This window comes from Pseudomonas sp. ARP3, assembly GCF_001029595.1.
Taxonomy (GTDB): domain Bacteria; phylum Pseudomonadota; class Gammaproteobacteria; order Pseudomonadales; family Pseudomonadaceae; genus Aquipseudomonas; species Aquipseudomonas rhodesiae.
Genome location: NZ_LEKF01000036.1, coordinates 1 through 24,987, shown reverse-complemented (window position 1 = coordinate 24,987; position 24,987 = coordinate 1). Strand labels below are relative to the sequence as shown.

At 62.0% G+C, this 24,987-nt stretch carries 18 protein-coding genes and 1 pseudogene; 16 read left to right on the top strand and 3 right to left on the bottom strand.

Annotation, left to right across the window (positions count from 1 at the left end; all coding sequences use genetic code 11):
* The first annotated feature begins 538 nt into the window (after positions 1-538).
* From glgA to ABX75_RS26915, 11 genes are all read left to right on the top strand, one after another.
* A complete protein-coding gene (gene glgA / locus ABX75_RS26965) occupies positions 539-2,092 on the top strand; it encodes a glycogen synthase GlgA (protein WP_080758739.1) in 1,554 nt (517 codons plus the stop codon).
* 19 nt (positions 2,093-2,111) lie between these two features.
* Positions 2,112-3,860 (top strand): malto-oligosyltrehalose trehalohydrolase, encoded by a 1,749-nt coding sequence (gene treZ, locus ABX75_RS26960; RefSeq protein ID WP_047883023.1) that lies wholly within the window; start codon positions 2,112-2,114, stop codon positions 3,858-3,860.
* Complete coding sequence (gene malQ, locus ABX75_RS26955; protein ID WP_047883022.1) at positions 3,857-5,941, top strand: 4-alpha-glucanotransferase; 2,085 nt, start codon at positions 3,857-3,859, stop codon at positions 5,939-5,941. The genes treZ and malQ overlap by 4 nt, the downstream gene beginning before the upstream one ends.
* Complete coding sequence (locus ABX75_RS26950) at positions 5,938-8,694, top strand: malto-oligosyltrehalose synthase (RefSeq protein WP_047883021.1); 2,757 nt, start codon at positions 5,938-5,940, stop codon at positions 8,692-8,694. The genes malQ and ABX75_RS26950 overlap by 4 nt, the downstream gene beginning before the upstream one ends.
* Before the next feature lie 24 nt (positions 8,695-8,718).
* Complete coding sequence (locus tag ABX75_RS26945) at positions 8,719-8,985, top strand: DUF2934 domain-containing protein (RefSeq protein ID WP_034098099.1); 267 nt, start codon at positions 8,719-8,721, stop codon at positions 8,983-8,985.
* Between the two features lie 134 nt (positions 8,986-9,119).
* The gene (gene glgX / locus ABX75_RS26940; RefSeq protein ID WP_047883020.1) at positions 9,120-11,279 is read left to right on the top strand and encodes a glycogen debranching protein GlgX; all 2,160 of its coding nucleotides are present in this window, start codon (positions 9,120-9,122) and stop codon (positions 11,277-11,279) included.
* A gap of 1 nt (position 11,280) precedes the next feature.
* A complete protein-coding gene (locus ABX75_RS26935; protein WP_047883019.1) occupies positions 11,281-12,279 on the top strand; it encodes an acyl-CoA dehydrogenase family protein in 999 nt (332 codons plus the stop codon).
* Positions 12,276-13,034, top strand: coding sequence for a PIG-L deacetylase family protein (locus ABX75_RS26930; RefSeq protein WP_047883018.1), 759 nt, complete (start codon positions 12,276-12,278; stop codon positions 13,032-13,034). Before ABX75_RS26935 ends, ABX75_RS26930 begins: the two co-directional genes overlap by 4 nt.
* A complete protein-coding gene (locus ABX75_RS26925) occupies positions 13,031-13,630 on the top strand; it encodes an SAM-dependent methyltransferase (RefSeq protein ID WP_047883017.1) in 600 nt (199 codons plus the stop codon). Before ABX75_RS26930 ends, ABX75_RS26925 begins: the two co-directional genes overlap by 4 nt.
* Positions 13,627-14,286, top strand: coding sequence for a glycosyltransferase family 2 protein (locus tag ABX75_RS26920; protein ID WP_047883016.1), 660 nt, complete (start codon positions 13,627-13,629; stop codon positions 14,284-14,286). The genes ABX75_RS26925 and ABX75_RS26920 overlap by 4 nt, the downstream gene beginning before the upstream one ends.
* Before the next feature lie 177 nt (positions 14,287-14,463).
* Positions 14,464-15,225 (top strand): PIG-L deacetylase family protein, encoded by a 762-nt coding sequence (locus ABX75_RS26915; RefSeq protein WP_047883015.1) that lies wholly within the window; start codon positions 14,464-14,466, stop codon positions 15,223-15,225.
* Positions 15,226-15,271: 46 nt separating this feature from the next.
* Here ABX75_RS26915 and ABX75_RS26910 read toward each other — a convergent pair whose 3' ends face one another.
* Positions 15,272-15,535, bottom strand: coding sequence for a hypothetical protein (locus ABX75_RS26910; protein ID WP_047883014.1), 264 nt, complete (start codon positions 15,533-15,535; stop codon positions 15,272-15,274).
* 370 nt (positions 15,536-15,905) lie between these two features.
* On the opposite strand from ABX75_RS26910, the gene ABX75_RS26905 reads away from it, so the two are divergent.
* Positions 15,906-18,467, top strand: a complete 2,562-nt coding sequence (locus ABX75_RS26905) for an autotransporter outer membrane beta-barrel domain-containing protein (protein ID WP_047883013.1) — start codon at positions 15,906-15,908, stop codon at positions 18,465-18,467.
* 253 nt (positions 18,468-18,720) lie between these two features.
* Complete coding sequence (locus ABX75_RS26900; RefSeq protein WP_047883012.1) at positions 18,721-20,880, top strand: TonB-dependent siderophore receptor; 2,160 nt, start codon at positions 18,721-18,723, stop codon at positions 20,878-20,880.
* Between the two features lie 41 nt (positions 20,881-20,921).
* On the opposite strand, the gene ABX75_RS26895 is transcribed toward ABX75_RS26900, so the two are convergent.
* Both ABX75_RS26895 and ABX75_RS26890 read right to left on the bottom strand, forming a co-directional pair.
* On the bottom strand, positions 20,922-21,419 hold the full coding sequence (locus ABX75_RS26895; protein ID WP_047883011.1) for a DUF2867 domain-containing protein: 498 nt from the start codon (positions 21,417-21,419) through the stop codon (positions 20,922-20,924).
* A gap of 94 nt (positions 21,420-21,513) precedes the next feature.
* The gene (locus tag ABX75_RS26890) at positions 21,514-22,365 is read right to left on the bottom strand and encodes an SPFH domain-containing protein (RefSeq protein WP_371264013.1); all 852 of its coding nucleotides are present in this window, start codon (positions 22,363-22,365) and stop codon (positions 21,514-21,516) included.
* A gap of 226 nt (positions 22,366-22,591) precedes the next feature.
* Here ABX75_RS26890 and ABX75_RS26885 point away from each other — a divergent pair.
* From ABX75_RS26885 to ABX75_RS26875, 3 genes and pseudogenes are all read left to right on the top strand, one after another.
* A pseudogene (locus ABX75_RS26885) lies at positions 22,592-22,744 on the top strand (GNAT family N-acetyltransferase); the annotation flags it as partial.
* Positions 22,745-22,868: 124 nt separating this feature from the next.
* The gene (locus tag ABX75_RS26880; protein WP_047883010.1) at positions 22,869-23,351 is read left to right on the top strand and encodes a VOC family protein; all 483 of its coding nucleotides are present in this window, start codon (positions 22,869-22,871) and stop codon (positions 23,349-23,351) included.
* Between the two features lie 58 nt (positions 23,352-23,409).
* Positions 23,410-24,801 (top strand): hypothetical protein, encoded by a 1,392-nt coding sequence (locus ABX75_RS26875; RefSeq protein WP_034113857.1) that lies wholly within the window; start codon positions 23,410-23,412, stop codon positions 24,799-24,801.
* The last annotated feature ends 186 nt before the right edge of the window (positions 24,802-24,987 follow it).

Here is a 24,987-nt window from a genome sequence, read left to right as displayed (position 1 = left end):
GGTTTTTGCCAAGTCAACCGAAACAGTCGTAAGCTGCATGAGGACGCTCCCTTCCGCTAAGTGTGGGTAACACTTTAACTTTGGCACATAGATGCCGTTAGGAAGGGGGCGTCCATTCCATTACCACTGAATGAGTGCGGTATTGCCTGGGGCAAACAAGTGCAAAGTGCCTTCACTCTCGTCGGCCGCCAACGGTTTTTCCGCATCGCATAAGGTTACAAGTTTTTTGTCCTACAAAATTCATGTAGAAACCCTACGCTGCCTGGGATCTGTCCTAGACTGATGACCGATGGGTCCCTTCCAAAACAAAAACCCCGCGAAAAAAATCTAAACTTTCCAACTCTGCCATTGGTCAGGTTTAGGTAAGGCGCGCCAGTGCGGTTTACGCCGGTTGCCGTCTATCCAACTTTTTAACGCTAACCGTGCAACTGGCATACGCCTTGCCAGATTTGTCATGCGCTTGTGCGCCTGGCCGCAGGATGCGGTCATCGGAGCTAATGGCAGCGGGCCATTAGCCGACCAACACGTGGAGAGAACTATGATCAGTGCCGCAGTAAGTATTCAGGGAGAGCGTGTTAGTCAGCCAGTTGGCGGGTCGACCTCTTTGGTCGACCTCAACACGGTGCGGCCGGTGTCCAGTTTTAACCCCAATCGAAAGAAAGTACTGTTTGTAACCTCGGAATTCGCCGATCTGGTGAAGACCGGCGGCCTGGGCGACGTATCCGCCGCCCTGCCTCGCGCCATGGCGCATCTGCATGATGTGCGCGTGTTGATCCCCGGTTACCCGCAGGTGATGGAAAGCGATAACCCGATCCATATCATCGGCGAATTGGGTGGCCACGCCGCGCTGCCGCCGTGCAAGATCGGGCGCATGGACCTCAAGGATGGCCTGGTCATCTACGTGTTGATCTGCCCCGAGCTCTATGAGCGCGAGGGCACGCCTTACGGCGCCAACAACGGTCGCGACTGGCCTGACAACCATATCCGTTTCGCCCGCCTGGGCCTGGCCGCCGCCGATATCGCCGCCAACCTGGCGCAGATCCACTGGTGCCCGGACCTGGTGCACGCCCACGACTGGCCCGCTGGCCTGGCCCCGGCGTACATGCACTGGCGTGGTTCACGCACGCCGACGCTGTTCACCATTCATAACCTGGCCTACCAGGGCGTGGTCAGTCTGGCTTCCACGCCGGAGCTGGGGATTCCGCCCCACGCACTGCAGCAGGAAGGCATGGAGTTCTACGGCAAGATGTCGTTCCTCAAGGCCGGCATGGCGTACTCCAGCCACATCACCACGGTGAGTGCCACTTACGCTCAGGAAATCACCACCCCCGAATTCGGCTGCGGCCTCGACGGTTTCCTCGCCGCCAAGACCCAGCAAGGCTTGCTCAGCGGCATTCCCAACGGCATTGATGAGAGCTGGGAAACGTCCACCGACACGCACCTGACCCACAACTTCAATATCGGTGACTGGGAAGGCAAAGCGATCAACGCCGCCCATGTGCGCAATCTGTTCGGGCTGCACGACTCCACCGGCCCGCTGTTCGCCGTGGTTTCGCGCTTGGTGTACCAGAAGGGTCTGGACCTTACCGAAGCGGTTGCCAGCTTTATCGTCGAGAACGGTGGCCAGATCGCGATTATTGGGCGCGGCGAGCCGGAAGAAGAACAGGCCATGCGCGAGCTGGCCCTGCGTTTCCCCGGCCAGATCGGCGTGCGCATCGGCTTTAACGAAACCGACGCACGGCGCATGTTCGCCGGCAGCGATTTCCTGCTGATGCCATCGCGTTACGAGCCATGCGGCCTGAGCCAGATGTACGCGCAGCGCTTCGGCTCACTGCCGGTGGCGCGCAACACCGGTGGGCTGGCGGACACCATCGAAGACGGCGTCACTGGGTTCCTGTTCAACGAATCCACGGTGGACAGCTACAAAGCCGCCCTCACCCGCGCCTTCAACGTGTTCGCCTACCCCGGCCTGCTCAACGCCATGCGCTGCCGCGCCATGACCCAGCCGTTCAACTGGACCCAGGCGGTCGAACCCTACGCCGAGCTTTACGAACAACTGGTGGCCAAGGCCCTGGGGAAATCAGCTAAATAATCAAGGGAGGTCTCTATAGATGCCGTTACGGACTCTGGAAACCTGGCCCCACGGCGCAATCATGCTGGACGCGCAACACACGCGTTTCGCCTTGTGGGCGCCAGACGCGTTTTATGTCAGCGTTGAATTGGAAAACGGTAAATCCATCGCCATGCTGCCCCAGGCCGATGGATGGTTCGAAGTAGAAATCAAGTGCCCGGCGGGCACCCGGTATCGCTACAACATCGACGGGGAGCAGGATGTTCCCGATCCAGCGTCCAGGGCCCAGGCCTCGGACGTTCATGGTTGGAGCCTGGTGGTCGACCCGCTGGCCTACCACTGGCGCCAGCCCAACTGGCAAGGCCGCCCCTGGCACGAGGCGGTGATCTACGAATTGCACGTCGGCGCCCTGGGGGGGTACGCCAACGTCGAGCAACACCTGCCGCGCCTGGCCGAGATGGGCGTGACCGCCATTGAACTGATGCCCTTGGCGCAGTTCCCTGGCGAACGTAACTGGGGCTATGACGGCGTACTGCCGTATGCCCCGCACTCGTCCTACGGCACCCCGGAACAACTCAAACACCTGATCGACAGCGCCCACGAACACGGCCTGGCGGTGATCCTCGACGTGGTCTACAACCACTTCGGCCCCGATGGCAACTATCTGGGGCAGTACGCGGCAAGTTTCTTCCAGGAAGACGTGCACACCCCGTGGGGCGCTGGCATTGATTTCGAGCGCCGTGAAGTGCGGGACTTCTTTCTCGATAACGCCCTGATGTGGTTGCTCGAATACCGTTTCGACGGCCTGCGCCTGGACGCCGTGCACGCCATCGACAACCCCGGTTTCTTGCAGGAACTGGCGCAGCGCGTGCGCCAGCAGGTGGATACCGGCCGTCATGTGTGGCTGGTGCTGGAAAACGAACTGAATCAGGCCAGCCTGCTCAAGCACGACTTCGATGCGCAGTGGAATGACGACTTCCACAACGTGTTGCACGTCCTGCTGACCGGCGAAACCGATGCCTACTACAGCGACTTTGCCCAAGACCCTACCGCCAAACTGGCAAGGTGCCTGGGTGAAGGGTTTATCTACCAGGGCGACACCACTCGCCATGGCCATGCCCGCGGCGAGCCGAGCGGTGGTCTGCCGCCGACTGCTTTCGTTGCATTTCTGCAAAACCACGACCAGATCGGCAATCGCGCCCTCGGCGAACGTCTGCACCAGCTTTGCCCGCCCCAGGCGCTCAAGGCCGCGACCGCCCTGCTGCTGCTGTCGCCAATGATTCCTTTGATGTTTATGGGCGACGAAGCCAACGCCGCCGAGCCGTTCCTGTTCTTCACCGACCATCACGGCGAGCTGGCCGAAGCGGTGCGTGAAGGTCGGCGCAATGAATTTGCCGACTTTGCCGCGTTCCAGGACCCTGAACGCCGCGAACACATCCCGGACCCGAATGCGCTGTCGACCTTGCAACAGTCCATGCCAACCCTGGCCGACCAAGACCACGTGGCGTTTTACCGCGAGCTGTTAAGCCTGCGTCATCGCCATATCGTCCCGCACCTGCCTGGCAGTGTGGCGCTGGGTGCCCAGGTACTTGGCGACGCAGCGGTCAGCGCGCGTTGGCGTCTGGGTAACGGCAGTGTGTTGCAGATCGATCTGAACCTCAGTGCCACTGCCTTAGAACATTCCACGCCGCCGCACCCGATTATTTTTGCAACGCCCGCCGGCGACGGCACACACCTGCCGCCGTACAGCGCACGCGTCACCCTATCCCCTGCCGGAGAACACCCTTGAGCGAAGCGAAACTGGAAATCCTCGCCAGCCGCGCGGGCCTGGCCGTCGATTGGATCGACGCCAACGGCCGCCCGCAACACGTACATCCCGACGCCCTGCGCGCGGTGCTCAAAGGTCTTGGCCATCCGGCCGACACTGATGCCCAGGTTGACGCTAGCCTACGTGACTTGGAACAAGCTCAGCTCGATAAACACCTGCCGCCGTTGTTGACCGTCGACAGCGGCCAGAGCTTGGACCTGTCGCGCTATTTCGAACCAGACACCCTGTGCCGCGTGCACTTGGAGCAAGGCGAAACCCTGGAGCTGCGGCTGGACGGCAACGCGGTGCTGCCCGGCGTGATTGCCTTGGGTTATCACCAAGTGCAGATCAACGACCAGACGTTCACCCTGGCCGTGGCCCCCACCCACTGCTACAGCGTGGCCGAAGCGGTGGACTGCCAACCCGCCCGCGCTTGGGGCATCAGTGCGCAACTCTATAGCCTGCGCCGCCTCAACGATGGTGGCTTTGGTGACACCCTGGCCCTGGAACACCTGGCCCGCGCAGCCGCCGAGCGGGGCGCCGACGCCTTGGCCATCAGCCCAATGCACGCGATGTTCAGCGCCGACCCGCAGCGTTACAGCCCGTATTCGCCGTCGAGTCGGCTGTTTCTTAACAGCCTGTACGCTTCACCGGCTTGCATCCTCGGCGAGCGCGAAGTGCGCAATGCCATCGAAGCCCTGGGCATCGCCGATCAGTTGCACGACCTCGAGCAGCTCGACCTGATCGACTGGCCTGCCGCCGCCCAGGCCAAGCAGCGTTTGCTGCGTGCGCTGTATGAAGATTTCCGCCACGGCCATCACCCGCAACATGCTGACTTCCTGAGTTTCCGTCAGACCGGCGGCGAGGCCCTGGAAAACCATTGCCGCTTCGAAGCAGTGCAAGCCATTCGTGCCGCCGCTGGTGAAAGCCTCGACTGGCGCCACTGGCCCGCAGAGTGGCGCACCCCGCAAAGCCCGGCATTGGCAAAATTTGCCGAGGAACACCGTGAGGAGATCGGCTTCTACGCCTTTGCCCAATGGCTGATCGCGCGTTGCCTGGAGCGCGCCCAACAAGCCGCCCGTGGCAGCGGCATGGGGGTTGGCCTGATCGCTGACCTGGCGGTGGGCGCCGACGGCGGCGGCAGCCAAGCCTGGAGTCGTCAGGACGAGTTGCTGGCCGACCTCACAGTGGGGGCGCCTCCCGACATCCTTAACCGTGCCGGCCAGGGCTGGGGGATTTCCGCGTTCTCCCCCGAGGGTCTCAAGCGCCATGGCTTCCGTGCGTTTATCGAAATGCTGCGGGCCAACTTCGCCCATGCCGGCGGCTTGCGCATCGACCATGTCATGGGCCTGCAACGCCTGTGGGTGATCCCCATGGACGCCTCGCCCAAAGAAGGTGCGTACCTGTATTACCCTGTGGACGACATGCTGCGTCTGCTTGCGCTGGAGTCCCATCGTCACCAGGCCATTGTGCTAGGCGAAGACTTGGGCACCGTGCCGGACGGCCTACGCGAAAAACTCATCGGCCGCTCCATACTCGGTATGCGCGTGCTGCTGTTCGAACAAGGCCACGACGGCCAGTTCAAGCCGATCCTCGACTGGCCCGACAACGCCCTCGCCACCACCAGCACCCACGACCTGCCGACCCTCAACGGTTGGTGGCACAGCCGCGACATCGACTGGAATATCCAGCTCGGCCTGATCGACGCGCCCACCGTGGAGCAATGGAGCGAACATCGCCTGCGCGAACGCCAGGCGCTGCGCCAAGCCCTTAGCCAGGACCCGCAGAACTTCGTCGATGAGATCCGCAACGAAACCGACCATATGATCGACGCCAGCGTGCGCTACCTGGGCCACACCCGCGCGCCCCTTGTGCTGTTGCCGCTGGAGGATGCCCTGGGCATCGAAGAACAAGCCAACCTGCCCGGCACCACCGATACCCATCCCAATTGGCGCCGCCGCCTGCCGGGCGAGGCCGCGAGCCTGCTCGACAACGCCGACGCCGCGCGCCGCCTCGAACTGCTGGCGGTCGCGCGTAACCAAGCCTATGAGCGTGACCGATGAAAGCACTGCCCTTGCGCGCCACTCAGCGCCTGCAATTCCATAAAGGTTTCACCCTGGACGACGCGGTGCCGCTGGTGCCGTATTTTGCCCAACTGGGTATCAGCCACCTGTATGCCTCGCCGTTGCTCAGCGCGCGCGCCGGCTCCATGCACGGTTACGACGTGGTCGACCCGACCCGGGTCAACCCTGAACTGGGCGGTGAGGACGCGTTGCGCCGTCTGGTCGCGGCCCTGCGTGAACACGACATGGGCCTGATCCTGGATATCGTTTCTAACCACATGGCCGTGGGCGGCGCCGATAACCCTTGGTGGCTGGACCTGCTGGAATGGGGGCGTTTGAGCCCCTACAGCGAATTCTTCGATATCCAGTGGCACTCTCCCGACCCGCTGCTCAAAGGCCAATTGCTGATGCCGTTCCTGGGCAGCGACTACGGCGAAGCCCTGCAAAGCGGCACCTTGACCCTGCACTTCGATGCTGACCACGGATCGTTCTACGTCGAGCATTACGAACATCGCTTCCCGATCTGCCCACGGGATTACGCGTTGATCCTGGGCAACGACGAACCGCTCAAACCACTGGCGGACCGTTTCGCTGCCCTGGCCTATCAGGACGATGCCTACGCCGAAGCCGCCTGGCTCAAACAGGCCCTGGCCGAGCGGGCCACCGAGGTACTGCCGGCCATTGAGCAGCGCTTGGCCCAGTTTGACGGTCGCCAAGCCGAGGGCTTCGAACGTCTGCATCAACTCTTGGAGCAGCAAGCCTATCGCCTGGCCAGCTGGCGCACGGCGGCGGACGATATCAACTGGCGGCGCTTCTTCGACGTCAATGAATTGGGCGGCCTGCGCGTAGAGCGCAGCGCGGTGTTCGAAGCCACCCATGGCAAGATTTTCGAGCTGATCAGCCAAGGCCTGGTGGATGGCCTGCGCATCGACCATATCGATGGCCTGGCCGACCCGCGCGGTTATTGCCGCAAGCTGCGCCGCCGGGTCGATACGTTGTCCCCCGAGCGGCACCTGCCGATTTTTGTCGAGAAGATCCTCGGCGAAGGCGAAACCCTGCGCGAAGACTGGCAAGTGGACGGCACCACGGGCTACGAATTCATGAATCAGCTGTCGCTGTTGCAGCACCAGCCCGAAGGCTTTGAGCCCCTGGCCGAGCTGTGGACGCGCCTGAGCGAGCGGCCTTCGGCCTTTATCGAAGAGGCCCGCCTGGCGCGCCAACAGATCCTCAACGGCTCCCTGGGCGGCGATTTCGAAAGCGTGGCCCAGGCGCTGCTGCAAGTGGCGCGCGACGACGTGATGACCCGCGACCTGACCCTCGGCGCCATCCGCCGTGCATTGCAGGAGTTGATCGTGCACTTCCCGGTGTACCGCACCTACATCAGCGCCCGTGGCCGTAGCGCCGCCGATGACAAGGTGTTCCAACAGGCCATGGACGGCGCGCGCAGCACGTTGAGTGAAGGCGACTGGCCAGTGCTCGACCACCTGCAAAAATGGCTCGGCGGCCAGCCGTGGCGTGATCGCCCAGTGGGGCGCGAGCGCAAGATTCTCAAACATGCCTGCGTGCGCTTCCAGCAGCTCACTTCCCCGGCCGCCGCCAAGGCCGTGGAAGACACCGCGTTCTATCGCTCGGCGGTGCTGCTGTCGCGTAACGATGTGGGTTTCAGCACCGAGCAATTCAGTGCGCCGTTGGCCGACTTCCATCAGGTCAACCAACAGCGCCTGCTGGCGTTCCCGGACAACCTGCTGGCCACCGCGACCCATGACCACAAACGCGGCGAAGACACCCGCGCGCGCCTGGCGGTGCTCAGTGAGTGCGCGCCGTGGTATGTGGCTCAAGTTGAACAGTGGCGCAGTCTGGCCGCCCCGCTGCGCGACGATGCCTGCGCGCCGTCGGCCGGTGATGAGCTGATCCTCTATCAAGTGCTAGTGGGCAGTTGGCCGCTGGATCTGGACCCTGGCGCGTCGCTGGAGACTTACCAGCAACGCCTGTGGCAATGGCAACAAAAAGCCCTGCGCGAAGCCAAGTTGCAAAGCAGCTGGAGCGCGCCCAACGAAGCTTATGAACAAGCGGTCGAAGCCTTCCTGTCGCGCTTGCTGTTGATCGAAGCCGGTCGCCCGTTGCGCACCGCGATTGCCGCCGCAGCCCAAGCCATCGCTCCGGCCGGCGCCCTGAATGGACTGGCGCAAACCTTGCTTCGCATGACGGTGCCGGGTGTACCGGACTTGTACCAGGGCGCCGAGTTCTGGGACTTCAGCCTGGTGGACCCGGACAACCGTCGTCCGGTGGACTTCAACGCACGGCAACAAGCGCTGAACACCCCGCCGGGCACCGATCAACTGCTGACCCACTGGCACGACGGGCGCATCAAACAGGCGTTGATTGCCCAGGTGTTGGGCTTGCGCAGCGCCCAGCCCGAACTGTTCCGCCACGGCAGCTACACACCGCTGGAGGTACTCGGTCAACACGCCGACCGCGTGGTTGCATTCAGCCGCGAACACCAGGGCAAACAGCTGGTGGTGGTGGTACCACGCTGGTCCCATGCGCTGCTTGAAAACGGTGTGCAGCCTCTGATTCCTGCGCAGGTTTGGGGCGATACCCGGGTGAAATTACCGTTCGCCGCGTCAACGCAAAACTGGAAGGGACTTTTTCAAACAGGCGCAGTCACACCAAACAAGGAGCTGTTGATCAGCACTGCCCTGGGGGAATTCCCGGTCAATGTCTTTATCAATTCTGATGATCAAGAAAGCTGAACATTTTCTGTGAGGAGCATTGCGATGAGCACTGAAGACAAACGTATCCGCGAATTGGCGCATCAGATCTGGGAGTCCGAGGGTAAGCCCCATGGTCAGGACGCACGTCATTGGGAGATGGCGCGCAAGCTGGCCGAATCCGAAGCCTTGACGCCGAGCAAGCCCAAGCCGGCCGCCAAGCCTAAAGCCACCGCCAAGCCTGCGGCAAAGCCCAAGCCCGCTGCGGCAGCAAGCAAGCCCGCCGCACCGGCGACCAAGAAACCTGCGGCGCCGAAAAAGCCCAAGCCGTAACCAGCCTTTCGACGCCCAACCCTCCCGCCGACGCTGTCGGCGGGGGTTTAACTTCACACTCGATCTCGTTCGCTGAAAATTCGTCAGCACGGCCGCTCTCGGCCCGAAAAAAGACCCCTTGCAGGAGCAACACCATGAGCAAACCGGATAAAACCCCATCGACGCCGGGCAATGAGCCGTCGCGGATTCGTGAAGGTTTGCCCTTCCCCCTCGGCGCCACCTGGGATGGCCTGGGCGTCAACTTTGCGCTGTTCTCGGCCAACGCCACCAAGGTCGAACTGTGCCTGTTCGACGACAGCGGCGAAGTCGAACTGGAGCGCATCGAGCTGCCGGAATACACCGATGAAATCTTCCACGGTTACCTGCCCGACGCCCACCCTGGGCTGATTTACGGCTACCGCGTATACGGCCCTTACGATCCGGCCAACGGTCACCGCTTCAACCACCACAAATTGCTGATCGACCCCTACGCCAAGCAGTTGGTGGGCGAACTCAAATGGTCCGAAGCGCTGTTCGGCTACACCATCGGCCACCCGGATGACGACCTGAGTTTCGACGAACGCGACAGTGCGCCCTTCGTGCCCAAGTGCAAGGTGATCGACCCGGCCCATACCTGGGGCAACGATCAGCCGGTGCGGGTGCCATGGGACCGCACGATCATTTATGAAACCCACCTGCGCGGCATCAGCATGCGTCACCCGTCCGTGGGCGAATCGGTGCGTGGCACCTGCGCCGGCCTGATGGAAGACGATGTGCTCAAGCACATTCGCCAACTGGGGATCTCCTCGGTCGAGCTGCTGCCGGTACACGCCTTCGTCAATGACCAGCATCTGCTGGAAAAAGGCATGACCAACTATTGGGGTTACAACAGCATCGCGTTCTTTGCCCCCGACCCACGCTACCTGGCCAGCGGCAAAATTGCCGAGTTCAAGGAGATGGTCGCGCACCTGCACGAGCAGAAGCTGGAAGTGATCCTCGACGTGGTCTACAACCACACCGCCGAAGGCAACGAGCGTGGCCCGACCCTGTCCATGCGCGGCATCGACAACGCCTCCTACTATCGCTTGATGCCCGATGACAAGCGCTTCTACATCAATGATTCCGGCACCGGCAACACCCTCGACCTCAGCCACCCATGCGTGCTGCAAATGGTCACCGACTCCCTGCGCTACTGGGCCACGGAAATGCATGTGGACGGTTTCCGCTTCGACCTGGCGACGATTCTCGGGCGTTATCGCGACGGTTTTGACGAACGACACAGCTTCCTTGTGGCCTGCCGCCAGGACCCGATACTGCGCCAGCTGAAAATGATTGCCGAACCCTGGGACTGCGGCCCCGGCGGCTACCAAGTGGGCAACTTCCCACCGGGCTGGGTGGAATGGAACGACCGTTTCCGCGATACCGTGCGCGCCTTCTGGAAAGGCGACGACGGCCAATTGGCGGACTTCGCCGGGCGTATGACGGCGTCGGGCGAAATGTTCAACCATCGCGGGCGCCGGCCGTACAGCTCGGTGAACTTCATCACCGCCCACGACGGTTTCACCCTGCACGATTTGGTGTCGTACAACGACAAGCACAACGAAGCCAACGACGAAAACAACCAAGACGGCAGCAATAACAACCTGTCCTGGAACCATGGCGTCGAAGGCCCTACCGACGACCCGGAAATCAACGCCCTGCGCCTGCGCCAGATGCGTAATTTCTTCGCCACCCTGCTGCTGGCACAAGGCACGCCGATGATCGTCGCCGGTGACGAGTTCGCCCGCACCCAGCACGGCAATAACAACGCCTATTGCCAGGACAGCGAGATCGGTTGGGTCAACTGGGATCTGGATGACGACGGCAAAGCCCTGCTCAAGTTCGTCAAGCGCCTGATCAAGCTGCGCCTGGCCTATCCGATCCTGCGTCGTGGCCGCTTCCTGGTGGGCGATTACAACGAAGACATCGGCGTGAAAGACGTCACCTGGCTGGCGCCGGATGGCAACGAAATGAGCACCGAGCAATGGCAGGACAGCAATGGTCGTTGCCTGGGCATGTTGATGGATGGCCGCGCTCAGGAAACCGGTATCCGCCGCGCTGGCGCAGACGCTACCTTGTTGCTGGTGGTCAATGCCCACCATGACATGGTCAATTTCCGTCTGCCGCCGGTGCCCGAAGGTGAGTTCTGGACCTGCCTGCTGGACACCAACGACACGACGATCAAGGCTCAGGAGCGCTTTAACTTCGATCACGAGTACGCCGTAACCGGCCGCTCACTGCTGCTGTTCGAATTGCAGCGCGACGACGAGGTGTGAAATGAACTGGCAGGGAAGCCTGGATAGCGGCCGTGCTTATGCCGACACCGAGGCGCTCGGCGCAGCCCTGAGGGCCTTGGTGGCCCAAGGGCTGGACCGGTTGCCGCTACCCGGCGGCGGCCAGACCCTGGAGCGGTTCAGGCATCTGGCCGATGTGGCCGCGCACGACTTGCGCCTGTGCAAGTTGTTCGAAGGCCACACCGATGCCTTGGCGATCATGGCCGAACTCGGCAGCCCCCCGATGCCCCAGGGCAGTACCTGGGGCACATGGGCCGCCGAACCGCCCACGGCCAAGGTGCGTGTACAACACGACGGCCATTGCTTGCGCGTGCACGGGCGTAAAGCCTGGTGCTCCGGCGCGGCGGTGGTCAGTCATGGATTATTAACCGCCTGGGATGAGCAGGACCGCCAGCAATTGGTGGCGGTCCCGATGCAACAACCAGGCGTGAGTGTGACCGATCAAGGCTGGCATGCCGTGGGCATGGCGGCCACCGGCAGTGTCGAGGTTGTCTTCGACAATGCCAGCGGTGTGGCCGTGGGTGGGCCTGGCGACTACCTCGCCCGCCCCGGTTTCTGGCAAGGCGGCGTCGGTATCGCGGCGTGCTGGTATGGCGCGGCGCAGCAACTGGGCCAAGTGCTGCAGCAGAACTGTGCGCGGCGCGCCGAGCCCCATGCCCTGGCGCACTTGGGCGCAGTGGACAGTGCGCTACACGCCGCCGCCTGCGTGTTGCGCGACGCCGCCGACCGCATCGACCGCGCGCCCAAGGCCGACGCCAGGGAGCTGGCCCAACGGGCACGCGCCTGCATCGAGGACGCCGTCGAGCAGGTGATCCGCCATGTCGGCCGTGCAGTCGGTGCCGGGCCGTATTGCCAGGACCCGCACATGGCCCAATTGATGGCGGATCTGCCGGTGTATGTGCGCCAGAGTCATGCCGAACGCGACCTGGCAGCCCTTGGCGAATGGGTCGCCGGCCAATCCAACGAGAGGTGGCAGCTATGAAAGCCAACCCGATCGTCGGCCAGGGCACGCCGTTGCAGCACTGGCAGACGTCACCGCGCCTGGCGGCGTTGCCCTCTATCAGCGTTGAGGAATTGGTCCCGGAAGGCCATCGCGCGGTGATTATCGCGCCCCATCCGGACGACGAAGTGCTGGGGTGCGGCGGGCTGTTGCAGGGCCTGGCGGCGCTGGAGCGGCCGATCCAATTGATCTCGGTGACCGACGGCAGCGCCAGCCACCCCGGCTCGCAACGTTGGCCGGTGGAGCGATTGAGCGTGGTGCGCCCGCAGGAGTCGGCCCAGGCCCTGCATCGCTTGGGGGTGCCGCTGCACAGTCTCAAATGGCTGCGCGCAGGCTTCAGCGACAGCCAAGTAGCAGCGCGGGAGGACGAGTTGGTGGGGTTTATTCAGCGCTATCTCAAGCCCACCGACGTGCTGTTCACAACGTGGCGCGAAGACGGCCATTGCGACCATGAAGCGGTGGGCCGCGCCAGCGCCAAAGCCGCCGAAGCAGTAGGCGCGCGACTGTACGAGTTGCCGGTATGGACCTGGCACTGGGCAACCGCCGAAGACGCCCTGGTGCCCTGGCACCGCGCGCGCAAAATCCCCCTGACCTGTGCAGCGGTGGCGCGCAAGCGTCACGCCATCCATGCGTTCGCCAGCCAACTGGAGGGTGATCCGCAGATCGGCTTGCCGCCGGTCCTGGCCCCCTATGTGGTGGAACGCTTGCTGCAACCTTTTGAAGTGGTATTCGTATGAGTGTGGCCACCCGGTATTTCGATCAACTGTTCGCCGGCAACGATGACCCCTGGGCCTTTCGTCAGCGTTGGTACGAGCGGCGTAAACGCGCCCTCACCCTGGCCCTGCTGACCAAGCCGCGCTACGCCTCGATCTTCGAACCTGGCTGTGCCAATGGTGAGCTGAGTGTTGAGCTGGCCGCGCGCGGCGATCGTTTGTTGTGTTGCGATACCGCCGCGGCCGCCGTGGCGCTGGCGCGTACTCGGTTGCTCGGATTTACCCACGCCCAGGTGTACCAGAGCCGTTTGCCGCAAGAGTGGCCCACGGGCCGATTCGACCTGATCGTGCTCAGCGAACTGTGCTACTACCTGGACGCCGATGACTTGGGTCGGTTGATCGAGTGCGCGTTGGCCAGCCTGACTGCCGACGGGCAGATCCTCGCCTGCCATTGGCGCCCGCCCATCGACGGTTGCCCGCTAACCGCCGAGCAGGTGCATGCCATGTTGGACCAACGCCTGGGCATGCCCCGTGTGGCCAGCCACCCAGAACAGGATTTTCTCCTCGACCTGTGGAGCCGCGACGGTACCTCGGTCGCCACCCTTGAGGGCTTGCGATGATCGGCATTCTGATCCCGGTGCATAACGAACAAGCGCTGTTGGCCGAGTGCCTGGATGCCGCATTGATTGCCGCGCGGCACCCGGACTTGCTGGGCGAACCCGTGCAGGTGCTGGTCATGCTCGACAGCTGCAGCGACGCCAGCGCCACCATCGCCCAGACGTACCCCGTGCAGTCTCTGGAGGTGCATGCGCGCAATGTCGGGCATGCCCGTGGCGTCGGCGCGCGGCATTTGTTGAATCAAGGCGCACGCTGGATCGCCTGCACCGACGCCGACAGCCGCGTGGCACCGGACTGGCTGGCCGCGCAGTTGGCGTTGAACGTGGACGCGGTATGCGGCACGGTCACGGTGGATGCCTGGAGCGAGGGTTTCGATCCGGCCGCCCAGATTCGTTATCACCAGGGTTACGAAGCACGGGACGGCCATCGGCATATCCACGGCGCCAACCTTGGGGTAAGCGCCGGTGCTTATGTGCGCGCCGGTGGGTTCGAGCCCCTGGCCTGTCATGAAGACGTACATCTGGTACGCGAACTTGAGCGCTGCGGGGCATCCATCGCGTGGAGCCACCGCCCGCAAGTGATCACCAGCGCGCGTCTGGACGCCCGTGCCAGGGGCGGTTTCGGCGACTTTCTGAAGAGCCTGGTGCTGGCTTCTTGAAAAAAAAACCGGGCCTGCCTGAAAACCGCCGCAACCTTGTCTATGCTCATGACGCCTTGCTGGTAATTCAAGGTTGGATTGCCAAGCACCCATCACGGCGGAGTCTGTGGTGAGGATAAAAGAGTCGTGCCGTCAACGGCTGACGACCGCGCATCAACCGACAAGGATGTGACATCCATGAAGCCTGCCTCTCTGAGCGAAGGCCGTCGCGGCCCTCCGCAAATCTGGAACAGTGCGCCTCAGTTGGCGCTGCTCGCCCCGGTCGCGCCGTCCACCCTGGTGCCGCCTGGCGCACGCGTGGTGATCATCGCGCCCCACCCTGGGGACGAAGTTCTTACCTGCGGTGGTTTATTGCAACTGTTCAGCAACCTGGAACACCCGCTGCAACTCATCTCCATTACCGACGGCAGCGCCAGCCATCCTGGCTCCCAAGTGTGGCCGGCTAGCCGTTTGAGCGTGGTGCGGCCCCAGGAAAGCGCTGAAGCGTTGCGCCGCTTGGGCATGCCATTGCACAGCCTGAAGTGGATTCGTGGCGGCTTCAGCGACAACGCACTGGCCGCCCGTGAACCGCAACTAAGCCAATTTATCGCGCGTTACCTGCACCCTGGCGACGTGGTGTTCACCACTTGGTGCAACGATGGCAACAGCGACCACGACAGCGTCGGCCGCGCCGCGGCCAGAGCCTGCGACCTAGTGGGTGCGCGGTTATATGAGGTGCCCGTCTGGGCCTGGCATTGGCCGGCCGCTGAAAGCGCGATGATCCCCTGGCAACGCGCGCGCAAAGTGCGCCTGAACACCTGGAGCGTCGCGCGCAAACTCCATGCCGCCCATGCCTATGCCAGCCAGTTGGCAGGCGACCCTCAGATCGGCCTGGCACCGATGCTGGCGCAGGTGCTGCTGGAGCGGATGCGCGAGCCTTTTGAGATCGTGTTTGCCTGAATCGTCAAACGGGACGGGAGCGCATAACGAGCCGCTCCCATCACGCTTACTCTTCTTCCTTGACCTCACGGCACTTGATGACGTACTGGCTGGCATCCTGCCAGATCGAGTTATCTGCCCGAATAGAGGCCTCGGCAACCTCGGACGTATCGGCGTCAACGGGAATATCAGCCTGGCGTGCAGCACTGCCTTGCCCGTTGTTAATTTTCATATCGTAGACCGCGCAATCGAAAGTCGCCGCCCAGCTCAGAGAGGTTGCAGCCAGCAAGATCAGGGCCAGGGGTAACACCGAAAATTTCTGAATACTCATGACGTTCTCCTTGTGAATGAGGGAAATGATGGGTTTGCAGGGCACGTCGACCACAGGACCCAGACTGCTGCATTCACCTAATACCGCCGCGCTCGTACGCCAATGAGCATAGCCAACCGAAGACAGCTACTGACTGGTCTATACCTGTTATTTCTGACAGTGGCGCCTCACGCGACGTATGACTAAGGTGGAAAAAACTGCACAGGCTCAGATGCAGTCGAGAAAGCCATGCCAACCCTTTGCATTGGCCGGTGTTTTCGAACAGGTAACCCGTATTCCCTGCCTCGTATCGCTCATCACGTTGTCATGGCATGACCCGCCCCTAGCCTTCAGGCGACTGGGGCAAGCCCCTCTCGAATGAGGTCGGATCATGCGCACATGGAAACGCTCCTGGTTTTACTTGGGCATTGCCTCAACCTTTGCCCTGATCATCTTGCCCCCGCCTGCTCACGGCGCCTGCTCAATCAACAACACGGCGGGCGACGATATCTCCACCTGCGACAGCGGTACCGCTCCAGGCTTTGCCGACACCGGGGGTAATAACACCCTCAATATCAGCGGCTCGGGTCGGCTCACCAGTAACGTGACGTTCGGCGCCAACAACGATCTGGTGGACATTAACGGACCTACCGCAGGCATCACTGGCAACCTCTCCATGGGTGACGGCAGCAATATCTTCCGCTCCATCCTCGGCGATATCACCGGCTCGGTCAGCCAGGGCGGGGGCCGGGATATAGCGCAGATCAGCGGCGGCAACGTGCGTGGAGCCTTCACTCAGGGCGCCGGTATCGACGATTTTGCAATGAGCGGTGGCACTGTCGCGTCGCTCGCTCAGGGCGACGGACTCGACACGTTCAGCATGAGTGGCGGCACCATCACCGGCGCCTTCGAAGATGGGGACAACGCCAAGATGTCCGGCGGCACCATCGGCCGCGTCGACATGAAGCTGGATAACAATACGTTCGATATGTCCGGGGGCAGAATCATAGGCAACCTGGTGACCGGTTTCGGCCTGGACACCATTCTGATTTCGGGTACGGCCTTCGTAGGGGGCAATATCAGCGTCAGCGGCGGCGATGACAGGGTGGAAGTCTCAGGTGGCGACGTCAACGGACGCATACTGCTGAGCTTTGGTAATGACACTTTCGAGTGGTCGGGAGGCAATCTGCACTCTTTCGTACTGTTGGCCGATGGCGACGATAAAGCCCTGCTCAAAGGTCTGGTCAACACGCAACTGGCCCCTGCCCAACTGATCGACGGTGGCCTTGGCAATGACACGCTGACCTTGGACAACACCAAGGCCGCAGATCCGGGTTTGTTTCCCAATTGGGAAACCATCCAGTTGGACAACGGCTCGCAGTTGATACTGGGCGGCACGCTCACCTTGGGCGACAGCGCCACAGGCACCGGCAAACTGACAATCGACGGCGCCAGTCAACTGTTGGTGAACACCGGTGTGATCGCGCCGTTCACCGACGGCCAAGCCGTCAACGTCACCAACAGCGGCACCATCGATATGACCACCGGCAGTTCCAGTACCGCCGACAGCTTGACCATCAATGGCAATTACACCGGCAATGGTGGGCAGCTCTTGTTGCAAAGCAAGCTGGACGGCGACGGTTCGCCCAGCGACAAACTGGTGGTCAGCCAGGGCACGATGCAGGGCAATACGCTGATCAACGTCACTAACCTGGGCGGCACGGGGGCGGCCTCGTTACAGGATGGCATCCAGGTGGTGCAGGCCCTCAACGGTGCCACCAGCAGCGATACTGCCTTCACACTCGGCAAACCGGTGTCCGCTGGCGCCTTTGATTACTACTTGTTCAAAGGCGGCGTCACGGCGGGAACCTCAGAAAACTATTACCTGCGCTCAAGCATCCCACCCGTACCGATCGACCCGGTGATTATCGGCCCGTTGCCGGGGATCATCCCTGGCGAACCGCCGCTGCCGCCGAACCCCGGAGTCGACCCACTGCCCATCTACCGCCCGGAAGTGTCGGTTTATGCCGTGTTGTTCCCAGCCGTGCAACAGGTCGTTCAGGCCATGCTGGGCACTTATCACGAACGCCTGGGCGACCAGCTTCAGCAACAGCAAACCGGCGCCTTCGCGGCCGGTTGGGGCCGGGTATATGGCAACAGCAGCCGACAAAGCTACGCCGGCACCGTCAGCCCAACGCTGGACAGTTCCGTGTCCGGATTCCAGGTGGGCACCGATGTCTACGCCGGCGTCCTCGACAACGGCTTGCAGCAGCGCGCCGGCTTTTTCGTCGGCCACAGCACCCTCAAGGGCGACGTCAAAGGCTTCAGTGACGCGCGCCAGGACCAGGACACCGGTAACACGACCTTGCGCGGCGACAGTCTGGGCGTGTACTGGACGCTGCTCGGCGCCAACCAGGCGTATCTGGATCTGGTGCTGATGGGCACACGCTTCGACGGTCACAATGAATCGGACCGTGGGGTGAAGATGAAGACCCGCGGGCACGACGTCACCGCCTCCGCCGAAGTCGGTTGGCCGCTGCCGATCAACGACACCTGGATTGCAGAGCCCCAGGCTCAGGTGATCATCGGCAAGACCAAGCTGGAACGGCAGAACGACGGGGTTTCCGATGTATCTTTCAACGCCGACACCCGCGTCACCACGCGCCTGGGCGTGCGCCTGCGCGGTGAGTATCAGGTCAGCGGTATGCCGTTCGAACCCTATGCCAGGGCCAATGTGTGGCACACCAGTGCGGGGCAGAACACCGTCACCTTTGATCACCTGACGGACATCGACACCGAGCAAAAGTCCACCACCCTGGGCCTCAGCGTCGGCGCGAGCCTGGAGGTGGCGAAAGGCATCAGCCTGTACAGCGAGGTCGGTTACAACCGCAATCTGGACAGCAATACCTTCAACGGGCGCCAAGGCACGCTGGGCCTGCGCATGGAGTTTTGACTAACCGGCGGCGCTGGCCGGCGCAGTGCCGGCCAACGGTTGTGGTCAACCCTTTCGGACGAGTGTGCGACCCTTCACTTCGTGCCCTCTTCATCTAAGTAGCGGCCAAACGCCACATGCGCCGATGTGAAAAATTCGTTAACTAATTCTTCCCTAAGGCTTTTTCCTACAGACTGAATCTGCCAGACTAACGCGAATAGTTCTCAACATATTTCTTATTAGCCACGGACGGCACTCGGGGAGAGTCAGTTTCATGTCTGTGCAATCACACGGCGGCAATGGTTTTTCACTCAGTCTGATGACATTGGCGGTCTGTCTGGCCACCACCCACCTGGCTTACGCCGCCGATGCAGAAGCACCGGCCACCACGCTGGAACTGGGCGCCACGCAAATTTCCGGCGAAGGCCAATTGGGCCAGACCACCGAAGGCACCCAGTCCTACACCACCGGCTCGATGAGTACCGCAACCAAGCTGCCACTGACCTTGCGCGAAACCCCGCAGGCCGTGACCGTGATCACCCGTCAGCGCATGGACGACCAGGCGATGACCAGCATCAACGACGTGGTCAACGCCACGCCTGGTCTGTTTCTGAACTACTCCGACGGCCCTGGTCGGCAGACCTACACCTCCCGGGGCTTCGACATCGATAACCTGATGTATGACGGTATCCCCAGTGGCTACAACGGCGCGTCGGTCGGTGCGCAGCCGAACCTGGCGATGTTCGACCGCGTTGAAGTGGTGCGCGGCGCCACCGGCCTGGTCACTGGCGCGGGCAACCCGTCGGCCGCCATCAATATGGTGCGCAAGCGCCCGCTGGATGAGCAGAAAGTCACCCTCACCGGCGCAGCCGGCAGTTGGGACGATTATCGCGGCGAACTCGACGCGTCCAGCCCGCTCAACGACAGCGGCACCCTGCGCGGCCGAGTGGTGACGTCGTACCGCGACGCCAACAGCTTTATCGACAAAGCCGAAAACAGTCACGGCCTGTTTTACGCTGTCACCGAAGCCGACCTGAGCGAAGACACCACCCTGACCTTGGGCTTCTCCAACCAGAAGGACAAAACCAACTACTTCTGGGGCGCCTCGATGATCGGCCAGGACGGCCATCACCTCGACCTGCCGCGCTCCTACAACCCCGGCACCGATTGGGAAAACAAGGATCAGGAAATCAACACGGTCTTCGCCGAACTGCGCCAGCGCCTGGCCAATGACTGGAACCTGCAAGTCAACGCCAACTATGCCGAACAGAACGCGCTGTTTTCCGGCTCGTACCAATCGCGCTGGGTCAACAACTCCCTGGCACGTACGGTTTACCAGGCCAAGTACGACGAAAACCAGGCAGGGGTCGACGCCTTTGTCAGCGGCCCGTTCCAGGCATTCGGGCGCAGCCATGAACTGGTGGTCGGCGCGAGTAAACGCATCTACGACATGACCACCCACAACTACAGCCCCTACGACCTCAACTGGCCACTCACCGCAGGCAAGCCGGATTTCGTCCATACCAACAACCAGCGCGAAGTCACCACCCAGGACAGCGTTTACGTCACCACACGCCTGAGCCTGGCAGACCCGTTGAAGTTGATCCTCGGCGGGCGCCTGGACTGGTACGACTACGATAACCGCGATGGCGACGGCGACTTCCACGTCACCCGCAACCTTACGCGCTACGCCGGCCTGATCTATGAGCTGGACGATCACCACTCGGTATACGTCAGCTACAGCGACATCTTCACCCCGCAAAAAGAAAAGGACACCGGCGCCGCGCCGCTCAAGCCCATCGTTGGCAAGAACTATGAGGTCGGCATCAAGGGCGAATACCTGGGCGGCGCGCTGAACGCTAGCGTTGCGCTGTTCCGCATCGACCAGGAAAACCGTGCTGTGCAGGTGGTGGTTCCGAACTGCCCGCAGGCTTCGTGCTCCCAGGCATCAGGTGAGATCCGCAGCCAGGGTATCGACTTCGAACTGCAAGGCGCATTGACCGAAAACTGGCAGGTCGGTGGTGGCTACACCTACGCACGCACCCACACCATCAAGGACGACGCCAAGCCGCAGTTGGTCAACAAGCAGTTCGATACCGACGTCCCGGAACACCTGTTTAAGTTGACCACCCGCTACAACTTCCAGGGCCCACTGGAAAAACTGCGGGTGGGCGGCAACATTTCCTGGCAGAGCCGCCTGTACAACGATATCCCGTTGGCCAACGGCAGCACCTACCGCCTGCAACAAGGCGCCTACGCCGTCACCGACCTGATGGCCGGCTACAAGGTCAACGACCACCTCGACCTGCAGGTCAACGCCAACAACATCTTCGACCGGCGCTACTACTCCACCATCGCCAACTCGGCGAGCTACGGCGGCGATGCCTACGGCAACCCGCGCAACATGATGCTGACGGCCAAGTACAGTTTCTGAGGCTTCAGGCAACACGCGTCGACGGGCACCCCCCGCCGGCGCTAGCGCTGACGGCGGCAACGCATTAGCGTTGCCCGCACCACCAGCTTGTGAAACGGGCGAATCAGCAGAATGTAGATACGCCCCAGCCGGTTGTGGGTGTGTACCGCCGTCGTGGCGATCAGCACTTCACCGCGCTCGTCGCGCCGTCGAAGCAGCGAAAGACGAAAATCCAGGTGGCTGTCATTTTCCCCCAGCACCATCTCGTCAGCGGTCTGCTCCAGCACCGGGAAAAAGTCGATATGGGCTTTATCCGAATGGGCGCGACGCACCTCGCCGGAGGTCCGCACGCCCAACGGCCCCATCACACCATCACGGATCGTGATCAGCACCTTGAACCACACAGGCGGCGAACCCAAGGCGCGTACGGCGAGGTCATTGATGGAGACGTCAGCCGCGTCGATAGGCACGACAAAACTATCAAGCAACTGCGCGTTCGGGTACCAGTCACGGATCAGGCTTTCTGGCGGTGGATCGATAGGCCGGGCAAGCAAGGTCATGTGAGGGGTTTCCCTGAATGAATGCAGCTGAGTCGTGAGCGTGGTCGGCAGTCCGGGCGCCATCGGGGGCAAGCCCCCTCCCACATTCAAAACGTTATCGATCGACCTGCTTGGCGTCGATAAACGGCACCGTACTGTTTGGCAGCATGGTGGTCGGCAGTACGCCGTTCCAGCGCTCGGCCTTGGTCAATTCGATCAGGTTCTGGTTGCTGGCCAGGGCCTTGGCGCGGGCCTGGATCGCGTCGGCTTCGGCGTTGCCGCGCAAGCGCGTGGACTCGGCATCCGCCTTGGCCTGGGCCAATTGCGAGTCAGCCTCGGCTTGGGCCTGGGTCACCCGGATCTGCGCCTGCACCTGCTCGGTCTGCAGCATTTGCTCGCGGGTTTTGACTTCCACTTCGGCTTTCATGCGCAAGGCAATCGAACGCTCGTAGTCATCGCTGAAGTCGATGTTTTCGATCTGTACGCCGTCGATCACCACTGGCCCGACTACCGAATCGCGGATGGCCTTGGTCACATCCGCGACGAACTTGCCGCGGTTTTGCACCGCCGACACCGCGTTGTACTGGCCGAATACGTTTTCCACCTGGGTCGGCACCTGACGAGCGATCAGGCGGTCACGCACGCCATCCAAGTCCTTGTAACTGGTGTACACCTTGGCGACATCGCTGGTAGGGATATGCCAGGACACCGAGACCTGCAACTTGGCGGTCTGCTGGTCCTTGCTGTACGCCTGGAGGTTGGCGTACTGGGTAGCCTGGCTTTGAATGCTGATAAACCGTACCGACTCAATGAACGGCAGCTTGAACGACAGGCCCGGCTCCACCACGCCTACCATCGCACCGTTACGCAACAGCACACCCCGCTCGGTCTCATCGACCGTGAACCAACTGGTGGCCAGAGACACCACCACGACCAAACCCACCGCTGCAGCGGCATAAGTAACCATTTTATTGTTCATCGAAACGTCGCGTCCCTTCGTTAAGTTGGCGGCACGATACCCTGAACCGCGTCCCAGGTGGGAGGATAACCAGGCAAATTTGCCGTACTGATAGCAGCGTCACAGTCCTGAAACTGCGCGTCGTGCTTGCCCCAAGCCCGCGTTATTCCGTCGTCAACGGACGGCCTATTGAAATACCCCGCTAGTGATACGTGTCCGCACCAGGAGCCGATCAATGATTCGCAAAGCACTGCCTTCCGACGCTCGGGCAATTGCCCAGGTGCATATCAACAGCTGGCAGCACGCCTATCGTGACCTGATGCCTGCCCATTACTTGGATTCACTGGACGCAACCCTGGCTCATCGCGAATCCAACTGGGTGAGGTCGAAGCCCTTTACGTCGCCGCCGGCCATTGGCACACCGGCGAGGCGGCATCCGTGCTGCTGATGGCACGCTAGGCTTGAAGCGCGTGGTCTAGACTATCTCCACCCCTTCACCTTGGAGAACGAGCATGCCCAGCAAAATCACCCTCTGCCTCTGGTACAACGGCACGGCCGAAGAGGCGGCGCGCTTTTACGCCAAGACGTTTCCAAACAGCAGCGTAGACGCCATACACAAAGCGCCGGGCGACTACCCGTCGGGCAAGCAAGGCGATGTGCTGACGGTAGAGTTCACCGTGATGGGCCTCCCGTGCCTGGGGCTGAACGGCGGGCCGATATTTCCTCAGACCGAGGCATTTTCGTTCCAGGTGGCCACGGATGATCAGGCCGAGACCGATCGCTATTGGCACGCGATCATCGACAACGGCGGTCAGGCCAGTGCCTGCGGATGGTGCAAGGACAAGTGGGGAGTGTCGTGGCAGATCACACCGCGGGCGTTGACCCAGGCGATCGCCCACCCCGACGCGGCCACCGCCAAGCGTGCCTTTGACGCGATGATGGGCATGGGTAAGATCGACATTGCTGCCATCGAAGCGGCCGTGAAAAAAACCTAAAGATTCACCCCCGGCGGCCGTCATCCTGGCATCCCCGAATGGACTCAATGAGGTTCTTGTGCGCGTTTTGACTTCTGTGTTGCTGGCCGGTGGCATCGCCACCCTGTCCGGTTGTGCCACCCAGTCCGGCAAAGTCGAGCAGATGCTCGCCGACACCCTGGCTCAACCATTGGTGGAGAACAGCATCGTGCGCGAAGGCGACTTGCTCAGCTTCGAGCTGCTGATGCACGACGCTACCGGCGGCGTGCGGCGCACTATGCAGTTCGAAGCGGCGTGCTCGTCCAAGCAATTGCACCTGCTGTACCTCGATGGTTCCCAACGCGTGTACCCGCTCAAAGCCGGGCGCTATACCGAGGCGCGCAAGCTGTCTGACACGCTGTATACCACCTTGGCCGCCAACCAGACATTTGTCCGCGCCTGTGCTGAAACGCCCAAGCCCGACTGGCGCCTGGTCAGCAAAGATGCGCGCGATAACTGGGTACTGCTCGACGCCGCCAGCGTCAAGACTGTGCAGGGTGAAACCCGTTTCTGGGCCGCCTTCGATAACCCGACGGTGCTCAACGACCTGCCCTACGACGCACCTTATGCGCAAAAACGCCAGCACTTCGCGGTGTCCTGCTCCAACGGCACGTACAAGGAACTGGCCGGCTACGATCTGGACGTGCGCAACCGCGTGAGCGATGGCCGGGTCGACAGTTTCCCAACGCCACAGCCCATCGCGGGCAGCGACGCCGACTATGCGCTGTTGTTCCACACCGTATGCGTCACCCCCGAGAAAATCGCCAAGCTGGACCCCTTCAAGCCGCGCCTGAAAGCGCCGGCCGTCATCGCCCTGTCGTCGGTGCAGCCCCAGGTGCTGGCCGCGCTTGCGCCCTTCAACCAGGACAAGCCCGCGCGCACCTTGAAGTATGTGCACTTCACCGGCACATCGACCCTCAAAGGCAAGACGTCCAACAGCACCAGCGAGCACTTCATCAGCCAGGACAAGGCCAGTGGTCAACTGCAGATCGTCCATCGCGGCGACGGCTATGAGTCCCAGTCGGTGAGCTGGCGCAACCTGGTATCGCTGGTGTCGAAGACAACGTACGGCGGCACCGGTATGGCGGAAAGCTCGACCTTGACGCAGTTAAGCTTGACCGGCAATTGGCAGGCCCTGCCGGTCGGCGAAACCGTGGTCTACCAGACCACCCGCTCGACACTCAACAGCCTGGTGGGCAGCTATAACAAGGTGCAGATCAACCGCTGCGTCGTCGAACGCGAATTGCCGGCCCGCGAACTCAACCCCAACCTGCTGGGGAATGCCAAGGCCTTGGCATGCCGCACCGATGACGATAAGTACAACCGCGTCGAACATGTGTACTACCTGAGTGATTACGCCTACTTCTACGAATCGAGCACGGACAAGAACGAGTTTTTCTACGCCGATACACGCATCGATAAGTTCGAATAACAGGTAACACTTCAGCGCCTGGCTTTGGGGCCGCTGCGCAGCCCAGCGCAAGCAAGCTTGCTCATACATGGACGCCCCCAGTATGCCAAGCACTCAATTCGTGAAAACACAGACGGGATAAGGTTGCAGCCATACATCCGGACTTTAAGTGAGGCGGTGCCTCTGTCCCTGATGGAATTCGCTGAT

What these genes read in the sequence shown, in the direction of transcription:
- ABX75_RS26915 (WP_047883015.1), top strand. Translation starts at nt 14,464, where the DNA reads ATGAAGCCTGCCTCTCTGAGCGAAGGCCGTCGCGGCCCTCCGCAAATC.
- ABX75_RS26935 (WP_047883019.1), top strand. Translation starts at nt 11,281, where the DNA reads ATGAACTGGCAGGGAAGCCTGGATAGCGGCCGTGCTTATGCCGACACC.
- ABX75_RS26945 (WP_034098099.1), top strand. Translation starts at nt 8,719, where the DNA reads ATGAGCACTGAAGACAAACGTATCCGCGAATTGGCGCATCAGATCTGG.
- ABX75_RS26890 (WP_371264013.1), bottom strand. Translation starts at nt 22,365, where the DNA reads ATGGTTACTTATGCCGCTGCAGCGGTGGGTTTGGTCGTGGTGGTGTCT.
- ABX75_RS26920 (WP_047883016.1), top strand. Translation starts at nt 13,627, where the DNA reads ATGATCGGCATTCTGATCCCGGTGCATAACGAACAAGCGCTGTTGGCC.
- treZ (WP_047883023.1), top strand. Translation starts at nt 2,112, where the DNA reads ATGCCGTTACGGACTCTGGAAACCTGGCCCCACGGCGCAATCATGCTG.
- ABX75_RS26925 (WP_047883017.1), top strand. Translation starts at nt 13,031, where the DNA reads ATGAGTGTGGCCACCCGGTATTTCGATCAACTGTTCGCCGGCAACGAT.
- ABX75_RS26900 (WP_047883012.1), top strand. Translation starts at nt 18,721, where the DNA reads ATGTCTGTGCAATCACACGGCGGCAATGGTTTTTCACTCAGTCTGATG.
- ABX75_RS26880 (WP_047883010.1), top strand. Translation starts at nt 22,869, where the DNA reads ATGCCCAGCAAAATCACCCTCTGCCTCTGGTACAACGGCACGGCCGAA.
- ABX75_RS26905 (WP_047883013.1), top strand. Translation starts at nt 15,906, where the DNA reads ATGCGCACATGGAAACGCTCCTGGTTTTACTTGGGCATTGCCTCAACC.
- ABX75_RS26895 (WP_047883011.1), bottom strand. Translation starts at nt 21,419, where the DNA reads ATGACCTTGCTTGCCCGGCCTATCGATCCACCGCCAGAAAGCCTGATC.
- ABX75_RS26950 (WP_047883021.1), top strand. Translation starts at nt 5,938, where the DNA reads ATGAAAGCACTGCCCTTGCGCGCCACTCAGCGCCTGCAATTCCATAAA.
- glgX (WP_047883020.1), top strand. Translation starts at nt 9,120, where the DNA reads ATGAGCAAACCGGATAAAACCCCATCGACGCCGGGCAATGAGCCGTCG.
- glgA (WP_080758739.1), top strand. Translation starts at nt 539, where the DNA reads ATGATCAGTGCCGCAGTAAGTATTCAGGGAGAGCGTGTTAGTCAGCCA.
- ABX75_RS26910 (WP_047883014.1), bottom strand. Translation starts at nt 15,535, where the DNA reads ATGAGTATTCAGAAATTTTCGGTGTTACCCCTGGCCCTGATCTTGCTG.
- ABX75_RS26930 (WP_047883018.1), top strand. Translation starts at nt 12,276, where the DNA reads ATGAAAGCCAACCCGATCGTCGGCCAGGGCACGCCGTTGCAGCACTGG.